General features: G+C 47.9%; 19 protein-coding genes. 14 read left to right on the plus strand and 5 right to left on the minus strand.

Going from position 1 to position 18,100, the window contains the following annotated elements:
* Nucleotides 1–14: 14 nt before the first annotated feature.
* From rplO to HZ996_07580, 13 genes are all read left to right on the plus strand, one after another.
* On the plus strand, nucleotides 15–464 hold the full coding sequence (gene rplO, locus HZ996_07520; GenBank protein QTN38986.1) for a 50S ribosomal protein L15: 450 nt from the start codon (nucleotides 15–17) through the stop codon (nucleotides 462–464).
* A gap of 7 nt (nucleotides 465–471) precedes the next feature.
* Nucleotides 472–1,809: a preprotein translocase subunit SecY gene (secY, locus tag HZ996_07525; GenBank protein QTN38987.1), complete on the plus strand. Its 1,338-nt coding sequence runs from the start codon at nucleotides 472–474 to the stop codon at nucleotides 1,807–1,809.
* Nucleotides 1,810–1,825: 16 nt separating this feature from the next.
* Complete coding sequence (infA, locus tag HZ996_07530; protein ID QTN38988.1) at nucleotides 1,826–2,041, plus strand: translation initiation factor IF-1; 216 nt, start codon at nucleotides 1,826–1,828, stop codon at nucleotides 2,039–2,041.
* Between the two features lie 19 nt (nucleotides 2,042–2,060).
* Entirely contained in the window at nucleotides 2,061–2,177 is a 117-nt protein-coding gene (gene rpmJ, locus HZ996_07535) for a 50S ribosomal protein L36 (GenBank protein QTN38989.1), read from the plus strand.
* Nucleotides 2,178–2,202: 25 nt separating this feature from the next.
* Nucleotides 2,203–2,580, plus strand: coding sequence for a 30S ribosomal protein S13 (gene rpsM / locus HZ996_07540; protein QTN38990.1), 378 nt, complete (start codon nucleotides 2,203–2,205; stop codon nucleotides 2,578–2,580).
* 12 nt (nucleotides 2,581–2,592) lie between these two features.
* Nucleotides 2,593–2,982 (plus strand): 30S ribosomal protein S11, encoded by a 390-nt coding sequence (gene rpsK, locus HZ996_07545; protein ID QTN38991.1) that lies wholly within the window; start codon nucleotides 2,593–2,595, stop codon nucleotides 2,980–2,982.
* A gap of 19 nt (nucleotides 2,983–3,001) precedes the next feature.
* The gene (rpsD, locus tag HZ996_07550) at nucleotides 3,002–3,610 is read left to right on the plus strand and encodes a 30S ribosomal protein S4 (protein ID QTN38992.1); all 609 of its coding nucleotides are present in this window, start codon (nucleotides 3,002–3,004) and stop codon (nucleotides 3,608–3,610) included.
* Nucleotides 3,611–3,636: 26 nt separating this feature from the next.
* Nucleotides 3,637–4,629 carry a DNA-directed RNA polymerase subunit alpha gene (locus tag HZ996_07555; GenBank protein ID QTN38993.1) on the plus strand — a complete coding sequence of 331 codons (993 nt, stop codon included), beginning with the start codon at nucleotides 3,637–3,639 and terminating at the stop codon, nucleotides 4,627–4,629.
* Nucleotides 4,630–4,653: 24 nt separating this feature from the next.
* Nucleotides 4,654–5,277, plus strand: coding sequence for a 50S ribosomal protein L17 (rplQ, locus tag HZ996_07560; GenBank protein ID QTN38994.1), 624 nt, complete (start codon nucleotides 4,654–4,656; stop codon nucleotides 5,275–5,277).
* Nucleotides 5,278–5,351: 74 nt separating this feature from the next.
* Complete coding sequence (gene carA, locus HZ996_07565) at nucleotides 5,352–6,467, plus strand: glutamine-hydrolyzing carbamoyl-phosphate synthase small subunit (GenBank protein ID QTN38995.1); 1,116 nt, start codon at nucleotides 5,352–5,354, stop codon at nucleotides 6,465–6,467.
* Nucleotides 6,467–7,753, plus strand: a complete 1,287-nt coding sequence (gene eno, locus HZ996_07570; protein ID QTN38996.1) for a phosphopyruvate hydratase — start codon at nucleotides 6,467–6,469, stop codon at nucleotides 7,751–7,753. The genes carA and eno overlap by 1 nt, the downstream gene beginning before the upstream one ends.
* Before the next feature lie 11 nt (nucleotides 7,754–7,764).
* Nucleotides 7,765–9,069, plus strand: a complete 1,305-nt coding sequence (locus HZ996_07575) for a citrate (Si)-synthase, eukaryotic (protein ID QTN38997.1) — start codon at nucleotides 7,765–7,767, stop codon at nucleotides 9,067–9,069.
* Between the two features lie 112 nt (nucleotides 9,070–9,181).
* Nucleotides 9,182–11,014 carry a UbiD family decarboxylase gene (locus HZ996_07580; protein QTN38998.1) on the plus strand — a complete coding sequence of 611 codons (1,833 nt, stop codon included), beginning with the start codon at nucleotides 9,182–9,184 and terminating at the stop codon, nucleotides 11,012–11,014.
* Here the strand turns inward: HZ996_07580 and HZ996_07585 are convergent.
* Both HZ996_07585 and HZ996_07590 read right to left on the minus strand, forming a co-directional pair.
* Nucleotides 11,007–13,352, minus strand: a complete 2,346-nt coding sequence (locus HZ996_07585) for a T9SS type A sorting domain-containing protein (GenBank protein QTN38999.1) — start codon at nucleotides 13,350–13,352, stop codon at nucleotides 11,007–11,009. The genes HZ996_07580 and HZ996_07585 overlap by 8 nt on opposite strands.
* A gap of 41 nt (nucleotides 13,353–13,393) precedes the next feature.
* Nucleotides 13,394–14,164 carry a patatin-like phospholipase family protein gene (locus HZ996_07590; GenBank protein ID QTN39000.1) on the minus strand — a complete coding sequence of 257 codons (771 nt, stop codon included), beginning with the start codon at nucleotides 14,162–14,164 and terminating at the stop codon, nucleotides 13,394–13,396.
* 12 nt (nucleotides 14,165–14,176) lie between these two features.
* On the opposite strand from HZ996_07590, the gene arfB reads away from it, so the two are divergent.
* On the plus strand, nucleotides 14,177–14,605 hold the full coding sequence (arfB, locus tag HZ996_07595) for an aminoacyl-tRNA hydrolase (GenBank protein ID QTN39001.1): 429 nt from the start codon (nucleotides 14,177–14,179) through the stop codon (nucleotides 14,603–14,605).
* A gap of 2 nt (nucleotides 14,606–14,607) precedes the next feature.
* Here the strand turns inward: arfB and rlmB are convergent, their stop codons facing one another.
* The 3 genes from rlmB to rmuC are packed head-to-tail and all read right to left on the minus strand — an operon-like array spanning nucleotide 14,608 to nucleotide 17,969.
* Nucleotides 14,608–15,381 (minus strand): 23S rRNA (guanosine(2251)-2'-O)-methyltransferase RlmB, encoded by a 774-nt coding sequence (rlmB, locus tag HZ996_07600; GenBank protein ID QTN39002.1) that lies wholly within the window; start codon nucleotides 15,379–15,381, stop codon nucleotides 14,608–14,610.
* Entirely contained in the window at nucleotides 15,320–16,621 is a 1,302-nt protein-coding gene (locus HZ996_07605) for a GWxTD domain-containing protein (protein ID QTN39003.1), read from the minus strand. Before HZ996_07605 ends, rlmB begins: the two co-directional genes overlap by 62 nt.
* A gap of 25 nt (nucleotides 16,622–16,646) precedes the next feature.
* Nucleotides 16,647–17,969, minus strand: a complete 1,323-nt coding sequence (rmuC, locus tag HZ996_07610; protein QTN39004.1) for a DNA recombination protein RmuC — start codon at nucleotides 17,967–17,969, stop codon at nucleotides 16,647–16,649.
* Between the last annotated feature and the right edge of the window lie 131 nt (nucleotides 17,970–18,100).

Below are 18,100 nucleotides of genomic sequence, written 5' to 3' on the forward strand. Positions count from 1 at the left end.
TAATTTGAATAGAAATGGATTTAAGTAATCTGCAACCTGCGAAAGGATCAGTAAAAAAGGGAAACCGAGTAGGCCGCGGAGAGGGAAGCAAGAAAGGCGGAACTTCCGGACGTGGTCACAAAGGAGCGAAATCTCGTTCTGGTTACTCTAAGAAACAAGGATTTGAAGGTGGTCAAATGCCTCTTCAGCGTCGTGTACCAAAGTTTGGTTTCAAAAATCCAAATCGCGTTGAGTACGTAGCGATTAATCTGGATACGCTTCAAAGATTGGTGGATGACAAGAAAGTTTCTGACACGATCAACATGGAAACATTCATCAAGAATGGTTTTGCCAGCAAAAATGATCGTATCAAGATTCTTGGTCGTGGTGAGTTAAGTGCAAAATTGAACATCACCGTTCACAAAGTTTCAGCTACAGCTAAAGCTGCGATTGAAGGTAATGGTGGATCTGTAGACTTGATCTAATAGTAGGATGAAGAAGTTTATAGAGACCATTAACAACATCTGGAAGATTGAGGAACTCAGAAATAGGATTCTGACGACCCTAGGTTTTCTATTGGTTTACCGCTTGGGATCATATGTGGTCCTTCCAGGTATTGACCCAGCGCAGTTAGAAGCTCTTCAACAGCAGGCTTCTACTGGTTTGCTTGGGCTTCTGAACCTCTTTACTGGAGGAGCGTTTGCGCAGGCCTCGATTTTGGCCTTGGGTATCATGCCTTACATTTCTGCATCGATTGTGATTCAGTTGATGGGCTTGGCAGTACCATATTTGCAAAAGCTCCAGAAGGAAGGAGAGAGCGGACGTCGTAAGGTTAACCAAATCACTCGTTATTTGACGATTTTAATCACGGCTGCCCAAGCTCCGGGTTACATTGCAAACTTGCAGACTCAATTACCTGAGACCGCGTTTTTGTTGAGCCCAGGCACATTCTGGTTCAGCAGTATGGTTCTTCTTATTAGTGGTACCATCTTTACTATGTGGTTGGGAGAGAAGATTACGGATCGTGGAATTGGAAATGGAATCTCGTTGATTATCATGATTGGTATCATTGCGAGCTTGCCTCAGTCTTTCGTTCAAGAATTTGTTTCGCGATTGGAAAGCACAGGTGGAGGTTTAGTAGTCTTACTAGTTGAGATCGTGATCCTTCTTGTAGTTATTCTTGCTTCTGTAGCGTTGGTTCAAGGTGTTCGCCGTGTACCCGTTCAATATGCTAAGCAGGTTGTTGGAAACAAACAATACGGAGGTGGTGTACGCCAGTACTTGCCATTGAAGGTAAATGCGGCGGGAGTAATGCCAATCATCTTCGCGCAAGCCATCATGTTTGTACCCATTACCTTGGCCGGTTTTACGGGAACGGAAGCGAACTGGTTCATTACTGAGTTCACCAATTTTCAGGGATTCTGGTACAATTTTGTCTTCGCTTTGATGATTATCATCTTCACTTATTTCTATACGGCTATTACGGTTAATACGAACCAAATGGCGGATGATATGAAACGCAATGGAGGATTTATCCCAGGTGTTAAGCCCGGTAAGAGTACAGCGGACTTCTTGGATACGGTAATGTCGCGTATTACGCTACCAGGATCTATCTTCCTCGCCTTGATCGCCATTCTTCCCGCATTTGCTATGCAGGCAGGAGTGAATCAGCAGTTCTCCCAGTTCTATGGAGGAACCTCCTTGTTGATTATGGTAGGGGTAGTGCTAGATACGTTACAACAAATTGAATCATATCTCCTGAATCGCCATTATGACGGTCTTATGAAAACGGGCCGTTTGAAGGGAAGAGCAACGGGAGCGTCAATCTAAAACAGAACAAGTATATATGGCCAAACAAGCGGCAATAGAGCAGGACGGAACCATCGTAGAAGCATTATCAAATGCTATGTTTCGAGTAGAACTTGAAAACGGACACGTGGTTACGGCGCACATTTCGGGAAAAATGCGGATGCATTACATCAAATTGCTTCCGGGTGATAAAGTAAAACTCGAGATGTCTCCTTACGATTTGACCAAGGCCAGAATTACATATCGATACTAAAAGAGAATAAACGCAAGTCATGAAGGTAAGAGCGTCACTAAAGAAGAGAAGTGCTGACTGCAAGATCGTACGTCGTAAAGGTCGTTTGTACGTCATCAACAAGAAGAATCCAAAATTTAAGCAACGTCAGGGGTAATCTGATTTTGTAACACGATAAGACTATGGCACGTATTGCAGGGGTTGATTTGCCCAGAAACAAAAGAGGAGTAATTAGTTTGACCTACATTTTCGGAATAGGTCTGAGCCGCTCTGAAGAGATCTTGGAGAAAGCGGAGGTGGACATTCACACCAAAGTAGAAGATTGGTCTGATGATCAATTGGCACGTATTCGCAATATCATCTCTGAGGAATACAAAGTTGAAGGAGAATTGCGCTCAGAGGTTCAAATGAACATCAAGCGCCTCATGGATATTGGTTGTAATCGAGGAATCCGTCATCGTGCGGGCTTGCCTCTCCGTGGCCAGCGTACAAAGAACAACTCTCGTACGCGTAAAGGAAAACGTAAAACGGTTGCTAACAAGAAGAAAGTAACCAAATAAACTTAAGGTCTAATGGCAAAGACGACGAAAAAAGTAAAGAAGAACAAAGTAAAGGTTGATGCAATCGGTGAGGCACACATCAGTGCTTCATTCAACAACATCATCATTTCTTTGACTAACAAAACAGGTCAAGTAATTTCTTGGTCATCTGCCGGAAAAATGGGTTTCCGTGGGTCTAAGAAAAACACACCTTACGCGGCTCAGGTAGCTGCTGAAGATTGTGCAGGACGCGCGAGCGAAGCCGGTCTTAAGAAGGTTAAAGTTTACGTTAAAGGACCAGGAAACGGAAGAGAAAGCGCGATTCGCGCAATTCACAATTCCGGAATTGATGTAACCGAGATCGTTGACGTTACTCCGTTGCCACACAACGGATGTCGTCCACCGAAACGTCGTCGTGTATAATTAGAGAAACAGAGAAGAAATGGCAAGATATAGAGGACCAAAGACTAAAATTGCACGCCGCTTTGGAGAGGCAATTTTCGGACCCGATCGTTCTTTCGAGAAGAGAAACTACCCTCCTGGGCAGCACGGTGTAAACAAGCGTCGTGGTAAGAAAAGTGAGTACGCTATTCAGTTGATGGAAAAGCAGAAAGCAAAATATACTTATGGACTATTGGAGCGTCAGTTCTCAAACATGTTTAAGAAGGCATCACGAAGCAAAGGGGTAACCGGTGAGGTTCTTTTGCAGTTGTGCGAATCACGTTTGGACAATGTAGTCTTCCGCATGGGTATTGCAAACTCTCGTCGTCAAGCGCGTCAGCTTGTATCACACCGTCACATTACGGTGAACGGAGAAATTGCAAGTATTCCATCAATGAATATGAGCGCGGGCGATGTTGTAGGTGTTCGTGAGAAGAGCAAGAGCATGGTAGTTATCCAAGACTCATTGCGCGACAACCGTGCTGGTCAGTACGAATGGATCGAGTGGAATGGCGAAACGATGGAAGGAAAGTACTTGGCTATTCCAGAGCGTCAACAAATCCCTGAAAACATCAAGGAGCAGTTGATCGTCGAATTGTACTCGAAGTAATAACAGACTTAATCCACTCAAAAAATATGGCAATCCTCAATTTTCAGAAGCCAGATAAAGTAATCATGAATACCTCCACTGAAACGGAGGGACAGTTCGAATTCCGCCCGTTGGAGCCAGGATATGGTTTGACCATCGGAAACGCACTTCGTCGTGTGCTCTTGAGCAGCCTAGAGGGTTTCGCTTTCACGAGCGTTCGCATCGAAGGGGTGGATCACGAATTCTCGACCATCAAAGGAGTGGTAGAGGATGTAACTGAGATCATTTTGAACCTCAAGCAAGTTCGCTTGAAGAAGCAAATTGAAGGTGTTGAGAATGAAACCGTTCACGTGAGCATTTCTGGTCAAGAAACGCTTACAGCGGGAGATCTTCAAAAATTCACCTCAGGATTTCAAGTATTGAACACGGACTTGGTTTTGGCGACCATGGATAAGAGCGTCAAAATCGATATGGAGTTGACCATTGAGAAAGGTCGTGGATATGTTCCAGCAGAAGAGAACAAAAAGTCGAATGCGGCTTTGGGTACCATCTTCATGGACAGCATTTACACGCCTATCAAGAATGTTCGCTACAGCATCGAGAACTACCGTGTGGAGCAAAAAACAGACTTTGAAAAGTTATTGATCGAAATCGAAACCGACGGTTCTTTGCATCCTAAAGAGGCTTTGACTGATGCGGCTAAAATCTTGATCCAGCACTTCATGTTGTTCTCTGACGACAAATTCACGTTTGAGGATGAGGAAACAACTGGAGCGGAGGAGTATGACGAAGAGTCTTTGCACATGCGTCAGCTCTTGAAAACCAAGCTGGTTGATTTAGATCTATCGGTTCGTGCTTTGAATTGCTTGAAAGCTGCAGAAGTGGAGACCTTAGGTGAATTGGTGACGTACACCAAGAGTGACTTGATGAAGTTTAGAAATTTCGGAAAGAAAAGCCTCACGGAATTGGACGAGCTCGTTCAATCAAAAGGCCTTGAGTTCGGAATGGACGTTGCGAAATACAAATTGAACAAGGACTGAGAATAGTCCAAAGAGTAAGAAGAGATGAGACACGGAAAAAAGTTCAATCACTTAGGACGTACGGCGGAGCACCGTAAGGCAATGTTGGCTAACATGGCGTCGTCATTGATCGAGCACAAGCGCATCAACACGACGGTTGCCAAAGCTAAGGCTTTGAAGAAGTACATTGAGCCTTTGATTACTAAGTCAAAGACTGATACGACGCACTCACGTCGTGTAGTTTTCTCACAACTTAAGAACAAGGAAGCAGTAACGGAATTATTTCGTGAAGTTGCTGTGAAGGTAGCGAATCGTCCAGGTGGATATACTCGTATCATTCGCACAGGAAATCGCCTCGGAGATAATGCAGAAATGTGTTTGATCGAGTTGGTTGACTTTAACGAGTTGTACACCAACGAGAAACCGGCTAAGAAAAAACGCTCTCGTCGAGGAAGCGCTAAGAAAACTGAGGCAGCAGCACCAGCAGTTGAAGAAACAGTTGTGGAAGAAGTAGCTGAAGAGACAACAGCAGAGGCTGTGGTAGAAGAAGCTCCCGCTGCAGAAGAAGCTGTAGAAGAGACTGCTGCAGAAGAAGCAGTGGAGGAACCAGCCGCGGAAGATCAAGGCGAAAGCGAAGAAGAAAAGAAAGAAGATAAAGCCGGTGAATAATTGTGGTATTCTTCTTGAATCATAATGAAAAAGGATAGAGCTTTGGCTTTATCCTTTTTTTTATACCCATCTCCATGAAATATCAGATTAAGAAAAAAGCAACTTTACTCCTTCAAGACGGTACGGTATTCTATGGCAAAGCCGTAGGAAAAGAAGGCACTGCAACGGGTGAGATTTGTTTCAATACCGGAATGACCGGATATCAGGAAGTCTTTACCGATCCTAGCTACTACGGTCAAATGATGGTGACTACCAATGCCCACATAGGAAACTACGGGACCTTTGCAGAGGAGGTAGAATCAGAAACAGTTAAAATCGCTGGATTGATAGTAAAGAACTTCTCGTATACGCCAAGCCGAGTGCTTTCCGATATGAGCCTAGAGGACTTCCTAGCGAAGGACGGAATTGTGGCTATAAGCGACGTGGATACGAGAGCTCTTGTTCGCCATATCCGTGATAAAGGAGCCATGAATGCGATCATTTCTTCAGAAACTGATGATATCGAAGAGCTCAAAGCAAAACTGAATCAGGTTCCTTCAATGGATGGACTAGAGCTAAGTAGCAAGGTGTCTACGAAAGAACCCTATTTCTTCGGAGATGAGAACGCTGATTTTAGAGCAGCGGTCCTCGACGTAGGGGTGAAGAAGAACATTCTAAAATGTCTTGCTGATCGAGGAGTATACATGAAAGTATTTCCAAGTTCAACAACTTACGAGGAAATGGCCGCTTGGGAACCTGATGGGTTTTTCCTTTCCAATGGCCCTGGAGATCCTTCGGCTATGCCCGAAGTAATTGAGGAAGTCAAAAAAGTTCTGGCCGATGGCCGACCTGTTTTTGGTATTTGTTTAGGCCATCAGCTCATATGTCTTGCCAATGGTGTTGAGACTTTTAAAATGCACAACGGACACCGCGGAATCAATCACCCGGTCAAAAATTTGAAAACTGGAAAAGGTGAAATCACCTCTCAAAATCATGGTTTTGTGGTTCGTAAAGAAGACGTAGAAAACCATCCTGAATTGGAAATTACTCATCTTCATTTGAATGACGGAACGGTTGCAGGAGTACGTATGCTAAATAACCGTTGTTTTTCGGTTCAATATCATCCAGAAGCTTCACCTGGTCCTCACGATTCACGATATTTGTTTGACGACTTTGTCGAATTACTTGTAAACGCTAAAAACCCAGCCTAATGTCATTGATTACAGCTATTCACGCGCGTCAAATCCTCGATAGTCGAGGTAACCCAACAGTCGAAGTTGATATTCTTACAGACGATGGTTCTTTCGGTCGCGCAGCAGTTCCAAGTGGAGCTTCAACTGGAAAGCACGAGGCGGTTGAATTAAGAGATGGTGACAAGGAGCGTTACATGGGTAAAGGAGTTACTCAAGCAGTGCTCAACATCAATGAGACCATTGCTCCTGAAATTGTAGGTTTCTCTGTATTCGAACAAGCGGAGTTAGATCAGGCCATGATTGACCTCGATGGAACGCCCAATAAAGCTAATCTCGGCGCAAATGCCATTCTGGCTGTTTCATTGGCGGCAGCAAAAGCGGCAGCACAGAGCGCTGGACTGCCGTTGTTTAATTACGTCGGTGGTGTTAATGCACGGACTTTGCCCATTCCAATGATGAATATTCTTAATGGAGGGTCGCATGCAGACAACAGCATTGACTTCCAAGAATTCATGGTCATGCCCATCGGGGCTTCTTCTTTTTCGGAAGGCTTGCGCATGGGAACAGAGGTATTCCACAACCTGAAGAAAGTACTTCACGACAAAGGGATGAGCACCAATGTGGGAGACGAAGGCGGTTTCGCTCCTAACCTTGGAAGCAATCAAGAAGCTATAGAAACCGTCCTCCAAGCTATTGAAGCTGCGGGATATCGTCCAGGGGAAGATCTATATATCGCTATGGATGCGGCAGCGAGCGAGTTCTATCTAGAGGACGAAAATGTCTATCACTTCCATCAGAGTACCGGTGATAAGTTAAGCCCAGACGATATGGTCGCTTACTGGAAGGAATGGACAGAAAAATACCCTATCGCATCTATCGAAGATGGATTATTTGAGGATGACTGGGATGGTTGGCAGAAATTGACCGCAGCCATTGGCGACAAAGTGCAGCTCGTCGGAGACGACCTATTTGTGACCAATAGTGCACGTTTAGGACGTGGAATTGAGAACAATGTGGCCAATTCCATCTTAGTTAAAGTGAATCAGATTGGAAGCTTGACGGAGACTATGGATGCGGTTCAATTGGCGCACATCAACAGCTACACATCTGTTATGAGTCACCGTTCAGGAGAAACAGAGGATACGACGATTGCGGACCTCGCGGTTGCTTTGAATACGGGACAAATCAAGACGGGTTCGGCCTCTAGATCTGATCGTATGGCCAAGTACAATCAACTCATCCGTATCGAAGAGATGTTGGGCGATACAGCTATTTACCCTGGAAACACGTTCAAATTTAAATAAGCACTACATACATGGATAAGATAAAAGAGAAGTTTGAGAGCATAATTGGACCTTCGGTACTTGAAGCCCGTGATTTCCTTAAGGAGCACGGAGACGAAGTACTTGGAGAGATCAAGGTGTCTCAACTTTACACCGGAATGCGCGGGATGCCCGCACTGATTTGTGAAACTTCTAAGCTCGACCCGGAAGAGGGAATTCGCTTTAGAGGATACAGCATTCCAGAGCTTCAAGAGAAATTACCGACCTATCCACCGGATGGGCGCCAGCCTCTTCCTGAAGGGGTATTCTACTTGATGTTGACTGGAGAATTGCCAGACGATGACATTGTACGTCGAGTAAGTAATAACTGGGCACGCAGAAGTATTGTGCCACCGCACGTCTTTAAGGTGATCGATGCACTGCCGATGCACACCCATCCGATGACCCAATTTGTAGCGGGTATCATGGCATTGCGCACGGAAAGCGAATTCGCGAAAGCCTACCGCGACGGTATCAACAAGAAAGGTTACTGGGATCCGACCTATGAAGACGCGATGAATTTGATTGCGCGCCTGCCTCGCTTGGCAGCGTACATCTACCGTCGCATGTACCATAATGGGGATCATATTGAGCCGGATTCACGTCTCGATTGGTCAGGAAACTTCGCACACATGCTCGGCTTCGACAACGAAGAATTCAGAGAGTTGATGCGTTTGTACATGACCATTCACAGTGATCATGAGGGCGGAAATGTTTCTGCACACACCACTCACTTGGTCGGTAGCGCCTTGAGCGATGCCTACTTGAGTTTCGCTGCAGGGATGAACGGACTTGCCGGACCATTGCACGGATTGGCCAACCAAGAAGTTATTCGCTGGATTCTCTCCATGCGCGACGAATTGGGTGGAGGATTGCCAAGCAAAGAGCAAATCGCCAACTACGTGAAGAAAACCCTGAACGAAGGAAAAGTGATTCCTGGATTCGGACACGCTGTCTTGCGTAAAACGGACCCTCGTTACAAAGCACAGCGAGAGTTCGCCCAGGAATACATGCCACACGACGAGCTGTTCTTGGTTGTGGATCGCATCTACCAAGTTGTTCCAGAAATTTTGGGGTCACTCGGAAAGATCAAGAACCCATGGCCGAATGTCGATGCGCACAGCGGACAGTTGTTGATGCACTACGGCCTCACTCAATACGATTTCTACACAGTACTTTTCGGTGTATCTCGTTCCTTGGGTGTATTGACCAACTTGATCTGGGATCGCGCCATGGGCATGCCTATCGAGCGTCCAGGCTCAACGACCACCAAGCTCCTCATCGAGCGTTTCAAGTAAGAATTCTGGCCCTACGGGCCGATGCAAAAAGCCTCGCTTCGGCGGGGCTTTTTTCGTTTCCTTGGACCAAACCAAGCGCTTCCTATCTTTGTTATACTGCTAAACTTCATTTATGGGCTATAAGAGCCTCGAACAAGCCATCATTGATCTCGAACGCCACGGACACCTCGTCCGGGTGAAGGAGGAAGTCGATCCCAACCTGGAAATGGCCGCCATTCACCTTCGGGTCTTTGAAGCAGGAGGCCCCGCCATTCTCTTTGAGCGCGTCAAAGGAAGCAAGTTCCGCGCAGCCTCTAACCTCTTTGGTTCGTTGGATCGATCTAAGTTTCTGTTTCGCCACACACTCGACGCCGTCCAGAAAGTAGTGGAACTCAAAGGAGATCCTACCCTCGCTTTTAAGAGACCTCTTCACTATGCCAGCGCACCCTTCACGGGGTTGACCGCGCTTCCTATGAAGTCCATGGGGCCTGTACCTGTTGCGGCCCACACTTGTGCCGTTTCGAAGTGGCCGCAGATCAAACATTGGTCCATGGACGGTGGCCCATTTGTCACCTTACCGGTAGTCTACACCGAAGACATTGACAAGCCTGGAGTCATGAACTCCAACCTTGGGATGTATCGCATTCAGCTTGGCGGAAATGATTACGTGCAAGACGAGGAAATTGGCCTGCACTACCAGTTGCACAGAGGAATAGGGGTACACCAAACTAAAGCCAACGCCAAAGGGCAGCCGCTTAAAGTGAGCATCTTTGTGGGCGGACCACCATCACTGACGCTAGCAGGTGTTATGCCCCTTCCGGAAGGCTTGAGCGAGCTCACTTTTGCTGGAGCATTAGGCGGACGTCGTTTCCGCTACGCTCGAAAAGATGGCTACACCCTGGCCTCGGAAGCGGACTTTGTCATCACTGGCGAGGTTCACCCCGGAGAGAATAAACCCGAAGGCCCCTTCGGTGATCATTTGGGGTACTATAGCCTCAAGCATCCCTTCCCACTAATGAAGGTGCACAAAGTCTTCCACCGCAAGAACGCTATATGGCCGTTTACCGTAGTTGGCCGTCCACCTCAAGAAGATACTCAATTCGGGGCGCTCATCCACGAAATTACAGGGCCAGCCATACCCAACGAGATTCCCGGATTGCGAGAAGTCAATGCCGTTGATGCGGCAGGGGTTCATCCGCTTCTCCTCGCAGTGGGCTCAGAACGCTATACGCCCTACTTGGAGAAGAAAAGACCTCAAGAGATTCTGACGATTGCCAACCATATATTGGGATTTGGTCAGCTCAGCCTGGCCAAGTTCCTCTTCATCATCGATGGAGCGGATAACCCAAATCTGACGACGCACCACATCGCCGAATTCTTTGCTCACGTCCTCGAACGCGTAGATTGGACTCGGGATCTCCATTTTCACACGAAAACAAGCATCGATACGCTCGATTACAGCGGCGATGGACTGAATACCGGCTCCAAGGTCGTCATTGCTGCCGCAGGGGCCGTAAAACGCTCCTTAGGGACCGAAAGACCCTCTGTTGATTGGGGAGAAGAAGTGCGTGATGTGCAAGTCGCCCAACCGGGCACCCTTGCTGTACAGTTGGATTCTTGGAAGGACTATGCCTCCGCGAAGGAGGAAATTGAGCGCCTCACGGCGCGATGGTCGTCTGCGGACCTCAGAGCATTTCCACTGATCGTGTTGGTCGACGATGCGCCCTTCGCGGCCCGAACACTCAATAATTACCTCTGGGTGACCTATACGCGCTCCAATCCGAGCCACGACATTTACGGGGTAGGAGCAGTCCAGGAAAACAAGCATTGGGGATGTACCGGACCATTGGTCATCGATGCCCGTATCAAAACACATCATGCGCCACCAGTGGAGAAAGACCCCGAAGTAGAAAAGCGCGTTGATGCGCTTGGAGCATCTGGAGGAAGCCTCTACGGCATTATCTGACGACCGAGAAAGGCAGAACGGCCTCCCCGATTTGCATGTGATAGCTTCCAGAGGATAGCCCAACTAAGGAAAGAGACTCGTCTTCTTTGATGCGCCCGTTTCGGACGGATCTACCAAGCTCATCATAGATAACGTAGGCGCTTTCTTGATCCAGTCCGTCCAATCGCAAGAGGTCTTCTGCAGGATTCGGATAGAGTCGAAGAGGAGCTTGACCGCGATCATCGTTTAGCCCAATTGTCGTTGTGCCATTCGCAAAGGCGTAATCTCCAAGGAGTAGGGAGTCGATCAACATGCGTCCCAATCGGTTCGACGAATTCCCCATCACATCCTTGGTGTAGTAGGGATACTCTCGCCAAGTCTCGGTATGAGGAGCCCTGTAGACCAAGATGAGGCTGTCTTCGGTTACATTGGCCAAGTCCTCGTCTAGTTGCCCTACACGACCGTCGTAACGCATGGTCGCCATGGCCTTAAAGCTTGAAGAGACCGATCCACGTACACTCCAGTAGTGATTGACACTGATCTGAGCCGGGTGAACCGTGGCCAAGGATCCTCTTGGACCAGCCCAGTGATGTTCGCGACGAACGTATGAAGAGTCGTTTTCTTCAATGACTTCAATGGTCATTCCAGATCGCCCTACGGAACGATTACCGGGAGCATTGAAGACTTCCTCTTCGTAGGTCATTCCCAACATAAGTTTCGCCTGGGGGTCGAGCACCACAAATTCTGGTGTAGAAGAAAGACCGCTCAATGAGAACTGTCCGGACCCGTTGGGAACAACAACAGGTACAATTTCCATATTCCATGAAGCGTCGAAGACGCCAATTTCCAAAGGCACGTTCTCATAGGTTTTCGTTGTAGCCCGCAACCCTTGACTCAACCAAATCTCAGGATTTGCGCCAAGGCTAACACTGTCAATGCCGAATTCAGCAAATCCTGGCTCGTAGAGCCAATTCTCAAAAAAGTCAGACATATCCATACCAGTGGCGGCTGAAAGCTGATGCTGAAAGGAAGCCGAGCTCAAAGAATCAAGAGCATTGTCCGCCAAGATTTGTTGAAGGCCATAGGTGAAAAGAGAGTCTCCAAGGTATCCGCGCATCGAATGCGCCACTCCTGCACCCTTGTTGTACACGTGGGTCCCATAGGTGTTGCTGTGGCCCACGCCGTCTACCGCCAAGAAACCTCCATCGTTTAAATGGGCAGCGCTCAAAACCTGCTGCCAATTGTTGCGTACGCGGTTGAGGTAGCTCTCTCGACCATTAAGGCATTCGAAGAACAGATGAGCACTGAATTCAGCCATCCCTTCGTTGATCCACATATGCTCTGCCTGAGAGCAAGTAACGTAATCACCCCACCAGTGGTGAGCGAGTTCATGAGCCATTAAGTCGTCATAGGCATTGCTTCCGTCCACTGTAAAGGCCGGATAGGCCACGTTTGTCGGGTGCTCCATAGCGCCTTGACCTGTTAGGACGTATCCGACTCGATCCCAATGGTAGGGTCCGTACCAGGTTTCAAAGCAACTCAGGGCGTCGGTTAAATGAGAAAAGGACCCTGGAACATCAGCTGTATCCCCGGCTTGTGCGGCGATTTCAATGTCGATGACGTCTCCGGTCATGGAGGTGAAACTATCCGTGTAGCGGTAGTAGCGTCCAACCGCTATTCCCGGCAAGTAGCTCGGAATGGGCTGATTCATTTCCCATTCGGTCCAAAGGGTATCACCTCCTAATAAAGTCTCTACCGTCCGAATGCCCGTACATTGCGATATGCGTCCGCCGGTCGTTAAGGTCTTAAACGTAAACGTCGAACGTTCAATGAATTGATCAAAGCACGGAAACCAGGTTCGGCCGTAGTTGTGCGGATCCGCATCGAAACCGACTCCTAGGTTGTAGGCAATATTGTTTCCATAGTAAAAGCCTCCCCAGCCCGATGCATCGGTAGTGGGCTGTCCACCGTAAAAAACGGTAACGGTGTGCTGCTCGCCGCTGTTCCAACTCGTTGGAAAATCCACCCAGATTACCGGACTGGTGTAGGAGAAAGTCGAAGATGTGCTGTCCACCCAAACACTGTCAACACTGAGATTGAGGAGGTCGAGTCGAAGGTCGTCCAGGCCATTTTGCAATGCCGTTATCTCGAGATCGGCACGTCCATCCAAGGATTGAGAGCTCCAATCGGAAAAATCCAGTTCTATAGTGGTGTGCGTAATGTCAAATGTATCGGAGCGTGTAGGACCAGCAGTGTAGAAGGCGCTGCTTCGGGTGCGGCAGATTTCGTTCGTCTGGCCGTAGGCCGAAAACAGCATCAACAATAGGAGGGCACAAGTCCCGTGAATCTTTCGCGTCATAGCTTAGGCAGTTAGGTTTGCCCAAGGTACGGAATCGTCAACTAGACCTCGAAACCACCTTCGTCCAGGCGGCGTAGGGTTTCTTCATAGCCGATTTCGAACATCTCGCGGTCCTTGGCGGTCGAAAAAATGCCGAAATGGGCCAGTTCTAGTGGTTCGATGAACAGGTCCATTTTAGGGATATGAGGTCGAATGGTGTTGTAAGTCGCGAGGGTAAATACCCGATCAATCATGGTACTCCACCCGGTCAAGTCGTCCTTTTCGTCAATGGGATTGACATGGGAACCGATCAAGCGATCGCAGTCATCGGCAATGGGTTCCACGGGAAGGTTGCTCGTCACTCCTCCGTCCACCAGATAACTTCCTTCAAATTCCACAGCTTTGAAGAGGATGGGAATGGAGCAGGAAGCGCGAACCAAGGTGGTCAAAGGCCCTTCGTCAAAAAAGCGCATTTTACCGGTATTGAATTCCGTACACGCAATGCGCAGGGGCAACTGCAAGTCTTCTATGCGCTCCACACTAAGGTTTTCTTTGAGCAGCTTGACCAGTCCGTCGAGCTTGAGAATTCCCATAGGCTCCAGCCCGAATCGAACGAATCGATAGAATCCTTGTTCTTGAAAGATGCGGAAGATTTCTTCGGGATCCTTTCCGTCAGCGTAAAGCGCACCCACGATGGACCCTGCACTAGCACCGCTGACAATTTCGGGCTGTATACCGCGTTCGTGCAGGGCTTTTAAAACGCCTAAATGAGCAATTCCCCGCGCGCCTCCGCCCGATAGAGCGATTCCGATTTTGTATTTTTTCTCCGCCATAGCACAAAAGTAATGGACAAAAAGGCTCGTCAGGAACTTCGGCAGCGCAATTTTGCGCCCGATTTTGAATTCACTACTTCCAGAAGCAGCGGACCGGGTGGGCAGCACGCGAATAAGACGGAAACCCGTGTCACGCTTCGTTTCTCGGTCGAAGAGAGCGAGGCCCTACGGGCCGATGAAAAGCCTCGAGTACTCAAAGCTTGGCGACGGCGACTCACAGAATCGGGGGAGCTGTTGTTGTCTGAGGAAGGGTCGCGAAGTCAAGTCAAGAATAAAGAAGCGGTAGTGAAGCGGTTCTTTGAATTGTTGGAAAAGGCACTGACTCCGAGAAAGAAGCGAATTCCAACACAGAAATCGCGTGCCGCAAAGCTCAAGCAAGTCCAAGACAAGAAGAGAAGAGGAGAGATCAAAAAGATGCGGCAAAAACCGCCCAAGCCTTAGTATTACTGAATTTTAAAGCGCTGCCGTGCCGCTTCGTACAAGGCCATTCCAGCGGCGACACTCACGTTCAAAGAATCAAATCCTCCAGGCATCGGAATGAGGGCATTCTGATCAGTCAAGTTCAAATACTCTGGTGAAATACCGTCCTCTTCGGACCCCATGATTAGACAAGTGGGAATGGTATAGTCAACCTCCGAGAGTGGCTTTTCTACTTTTTCTGTAATTCCGACAAGCTGAATACCGCTGTCTTTTAGGTACTGAAAAGTCTCTTTCAGGAAACGGACTCGGCTAATCGGTAGACGAAGCAATGCACCCGCCGATGTTTTAACCGCATCTCCGTTCACCTGGGCGGACCCCTTTTCGGGAATAAGTATACCGTGTGCGCCCATGGCCTCAGCAGATCGGACAATGGCTCCGAAGTTCCGCACGTCCGTCACGCGATCCAAGGCGACAAACAGAGGTGTTTCACCACGCTCGTATACCATCTGCAACACTTCTTCAAAGGGCTGGAAGGAAACTGGAGAAATGAAGGCCACCACACCTTGGTGGTTTTTTCTGGTAATGCGATTCAGCTTCTGGTAGGGGACGTGCTGAAAGGGGAGTCCCGCTGCTCGTATTTCTGCAAAGAGTTCTTGAAAAGACTCGCCTTGTCCTCCCTTTTGCAGTAGAATTTTGTCGAATTCCTTTCCGCTGCGAATCCCTTCTAGGACAGGCTTAATACCAAAAATAAGGTCTGGAGAATTGTCTTTCGGATTCATCTTGTGCGCGTTGTACATCAGAGACGTTGAAGATTCGACCCTGACGCCACGTGTCAACGGCTTGACTCCAGCTGTATCGGTAGATGCTCGACCGATTGAGTGCAAAGTCGTTGGCGGAGAAGGGGTTTTGAACGCGTACAAAGTTAAAATTATAGCTCAACATCGAATTCTCTTCACCGTAGATCCAACTCTCACTGTCCGCGGTCTTATAAATGATGTTGGGAGGACCAAAGATGGTGTAGACGATTCCCCGGTCCGTTCGCCAGCCTTCGGTGTAGGACGAAAAGAAGGAGTTGGCATCCTCAACGCGGTTGTAGTAAGTTCGAATCAGCATTTTCGCCCGGTCCGGTGTGCCGGCGTTTTTGATCCAGAAGGCATCTATGTTCTTTTTGGATGTAAGCGCCGCAAATTCCTTTTTGGTCGTGATATAGCGCATCGGCGGAGCTAGGTGCTCAATCTTGGTGACGTACGGGAAGTCGTTGTAGAAGCAAAAGACCGTAAACCCTTCCGTAGAGGTAGTGTCGAACTGGAAGTGGTAAAACCCTGGATTTGAAAACTGAAAAGTGTCCTTCAGGGCAACTTGGAAGACGCTGTCCGCTGTGTAATCAAAGGCCACGTCATTTTCAATGACGTACGGTGGGCTCGCCAGTGGAAAATCTCGTTGATAGACCCGAACATAAAGCGAATCCGAAGGAGGGTTATCGTGGTACAACGTGAAGGCCTCGTCTGTATTGACAAACGGTTTGTACATGCGCTCACCGCTGGGGCGCGACATGGCAAAATAATTTCTAGAGCTGTTCGTGGTTTTCCGCAATTCAACATAGCTCTGGTGCATGTAATCGCGGTTGAGATCCTGAAGCTGAACTTCCAGGATGTACTTCTGTGCGTCGGGGGTGGCAAAGGGAATAGAACCCTCAAGCACCTTGTCGCGCATTTCATTTTGCTCATCCACGAACATATAGGACGTAGAATCCAACATCACCGGGTTCTCAAGTGACGTCAGGAGTCGCAAACGAATACGGACTTCAGCGGCGTATGGAACGTCTTCAGTTGCCCGCATGTACAAAAGGTCATGTGATAACATGCGGAAATGAAGCTCAGAGCTGTCAGGAGTTTGATTGAAGACGTAGTAATCCGGACGCATCAAAACCGACTCTTGTTGATACAGGTGTGCCATGTTCCGGCTGGTCAGTCCCTTGTTACCGCCACAAGAGGCCAGCAGAAAGCCCATAAAGCCAAAGAGCGCTATCTGCTTCATAATATGTACACCCGAACGATATTTTCTATTCGTCTTCACTGTGTTCTTTTAATCCTTTCGGCAGACTTTTGTTCGTCTTTAGCCCAAGCCCCTTCAATTGTTCGGCTTGACGTATGAGGTTTCCAGGCCCATCTTTCAATTGCCCAAGGGCCTTGTCATATGTGACGCGGGCCTGATCTAAGCGCTGCCCGATGGCCGTTAAGCTCTCTACAAAGCCCACGAACTTATCGTACAACTTGGCACCGCGATCCGCTATTTCTTGAACGTTTTTCGCCTGCGTTTCTTGTTTCCAGATGTAGCCTACGGTTCTCAAGGTTGCTAGTAGGGTAGAAGTGCTGACCAATACCACGTTTTTATCCAGGGCTTCGGCGTATAGCTGACCGTCTTCATCTTGCTCCAAGGCTAGCAGGAAAGCCGGTTCTACCGGAATGTACATCATAACATAATCCGGTGTGGCAATTTGATAAAGGTCTTCGTATCGCTTGCTTCCCAGTCCTTTGATGTGGGCTTTAATGCTGGCTAAATGTCGCTTTAATGCATCTGAGCGGTCCGCATCGGTTTCGGCACTGTGATAAGCCTCATATGCCTTGAGTGAGACCTTGGCGTCAATGATGAGGTGTTTGTCTTCTGGGAGGTGAACGATGAAATCCGGGCGCTTTTGATGACCCTCACCATCGGCAAAGCTGTTCTGCGTCTGGAAATGCACATTTTCCTTTAGCCCAGCCTGTTCCAGCAAACGCGTCAGTTGGAATTCGCCCCAGTCTCCCATGGATTTGCTGTCCCCCTTAAGCGCATTGGTCAACTCTAAGGCTTCCTTAGCCATCTGTTGATTCAGCTTCTGTAGACCATCAATCTGAGTTTTCAGGCTGATCTGCTCATCTCTGTTTTCCTTGTAGGTTTTGTCGACCTTCTCTTCAAACTCCTTCAAGCGAGTTTTAAAAGGAAGCAGGATCCGGTCCAATTCCTTCTCGTTTTGCTCGGTGAATTTCTTTGACTTTTCCTCTAATAGCTCATTTGCTACATTTTTGAACTCAACTTTAAACCGTTCTTGAAGATCTTCGATTTCTTTTTTGGTTTCCCGAAGACGTTCGGATAAATTCAGGAGTTCCTGATTTTTGGCAGCCAATTGCCCGGATAATTCCAAGCGCTCGTTTTCCATTTTCGAGCGTTCAGTTTGTGCCTCATCAAGTCGTTCTTCAAGGGTAGAGTAGAGGGCTCTCAGAACGTATTTTTCGTCGAGATCTGATTCCGAAATAGTGCCTGCGGCACGATGCGAATTTCGCTTCCCTAATAGGTAGCCAATCACCACACCCAATACAACACCAGCAAGCAAAAGTCCGTACTCCATGGAGCTAAAATACGGGAAATTGACGAGGATTACGGGACGTTACCCCGAGATTATGTGTGGTTATAAAATACTTTAGTCAATCTGTGTAAATAGCTGGATAAAAGAGAATAAAGAATTCATTTGCGAAAATC

The organism is Cryomorphaceae bacterium (assembly GCA_017798125.1).
In the GTDB taxonomy this organism is placed as follows: Bacteria; Bacteroidota; Bacteroidia; order Flavobacteriales; family ECT2AJA-044; genus ECT2AJA-044.

What these genes read in the sequence shown, in the direction of transcription:
- rlmB (QTN39002.1), bottom strand. Translation starts at nt 15,381, where the DNA reads ATGTACAACGCGCACAAGATGAATCCGAAAGACAATTCTCCAGACCTT.
- rpsK (QTN38991.1), top strand. Translation starts at nt 2,593, where the DNA reads ATGGCAAAGACGACGAAAAAAGTAAAGAAGAACAAAGTAAAGGTTGAT.
- eno (QTN38996.1), top strand. Translation starts at nt 6,467, where the DNA reads ATGTCATTGATTACAGCTATTCACGCGCGTCAAATCCTCGATAGTCGA.
- rpsM (QTN38990.1), top strand. Translation starts at nt 2,203, where the DNA reads ATGGCACGTATTGCAGGGGTTGATTTGCCCAGAAACAAAAGAGGAGTA.
- rplQ (QTN38994.1), top strand. Translation starts at nt 4,654, where the DNA reads ATGAGACACGGAAAAAAGTTCAATCACTTAGGACGTACGGCGGAGCAC.
- secY (QTN38987.1), top strand. Translation starts at nt 472, where the DNA reads ATGAAGAAGTTTATAGAGACCATTAACAACATCTGGAAGATTGAGGAA.
- HZ996_07575 (QTN38997.1), top strand. Translation starts at nt 7,765, where the DNA reads ATGGATAAGATAAAAGAGAAGTTTGAGAGCATAATTGGACCTTCGGTA.
- rplO (QTN38986.1), top strand. Translation starts at nt 15, where the DNA reads ATGGATTTAAGTAATCTGCAACCTGCGAAAGGATCAGTAAAAAAGGGA.
- HZ996_07590 (QTN39000.1), bottom strand. Translation starts at nt 14,164, where the DNA reads ATGGCGGAGAAAAAATACAAAATCGGAATCGCTCTATCGGGCGGAGGC.
- infA (QTN38988.1), top strand. Translation starts at nt 1,826, where the DNA reads ATGGCCAAACAAGCGGCAATAGAGCAGGACGGAACCATCGTAGAAGCA.
- HZ996_07555 (QTN38993.1), top strand. Translation starts at nt 3,637, where the DNA reads ATGGCAATCCTCAATTTTCAGAAGCCAGATAAAGTAATCATGAATACC.
- rmuC (QTN39004.1), bottom strand. Translation starts at nt 17,969, where the DNA reads ATGGAGTACGGACTTTTGCTTGCTGGTGTTGTATTGGGTGTGGTGATT.
- HZ996_07580 (QTN38998.1), top strand. Translation starts at nt 9,182, where the DNA reads ATGGGCTATAAGAGCCTCGAACAAGCCATCATTGATCTCGAACGCCAC.
- HZ996_07585 (QTN38999.1), bottom strand. Translation starts at nt 13,352, where the DNA reads ATGACGCGAAAGATTCACGGGACTTGTGCCCTCCTATTGTTGATGCTG.
- HZ996_07605 (QTN39003.1), bottom strand. Translation starts at nt 16,621, where the DNA reads ATGAAGCAGATAGCGCTCTTTGGCTTTATGGGCTTTCTGCTGGCCTCT.
- rpmJ (QTN38989.1), top strand. Translation starts at nt 2,061, where the DNA reads ATGAAGGTAAGAGCGTCACTAAAGAAGAGAAGTGCTGACTGCAAGATC.
- rpsD (QTN38992.1), top strand. Translation starts at nt 3,002, where the DNA reads ATGGCAAGATATAGAGGACCAAAGACTAAAATTGCACGCCGCTTTGGA.
- carA (QTN38995.1), top strand. Translation starts at nt 5,352, where the DNA reads ATGAAATATCAGATTAAGAAAAAAGCAACTTTACTCCTTCAAGACGGT.
- arfB (QTN39001.1), top strand. Translation starts at nt 14,177, where the DNA reads ATGGACAAAAAGGCTCGTCAGGAACTTCGGCAGCGCAATTTTGCGCCC.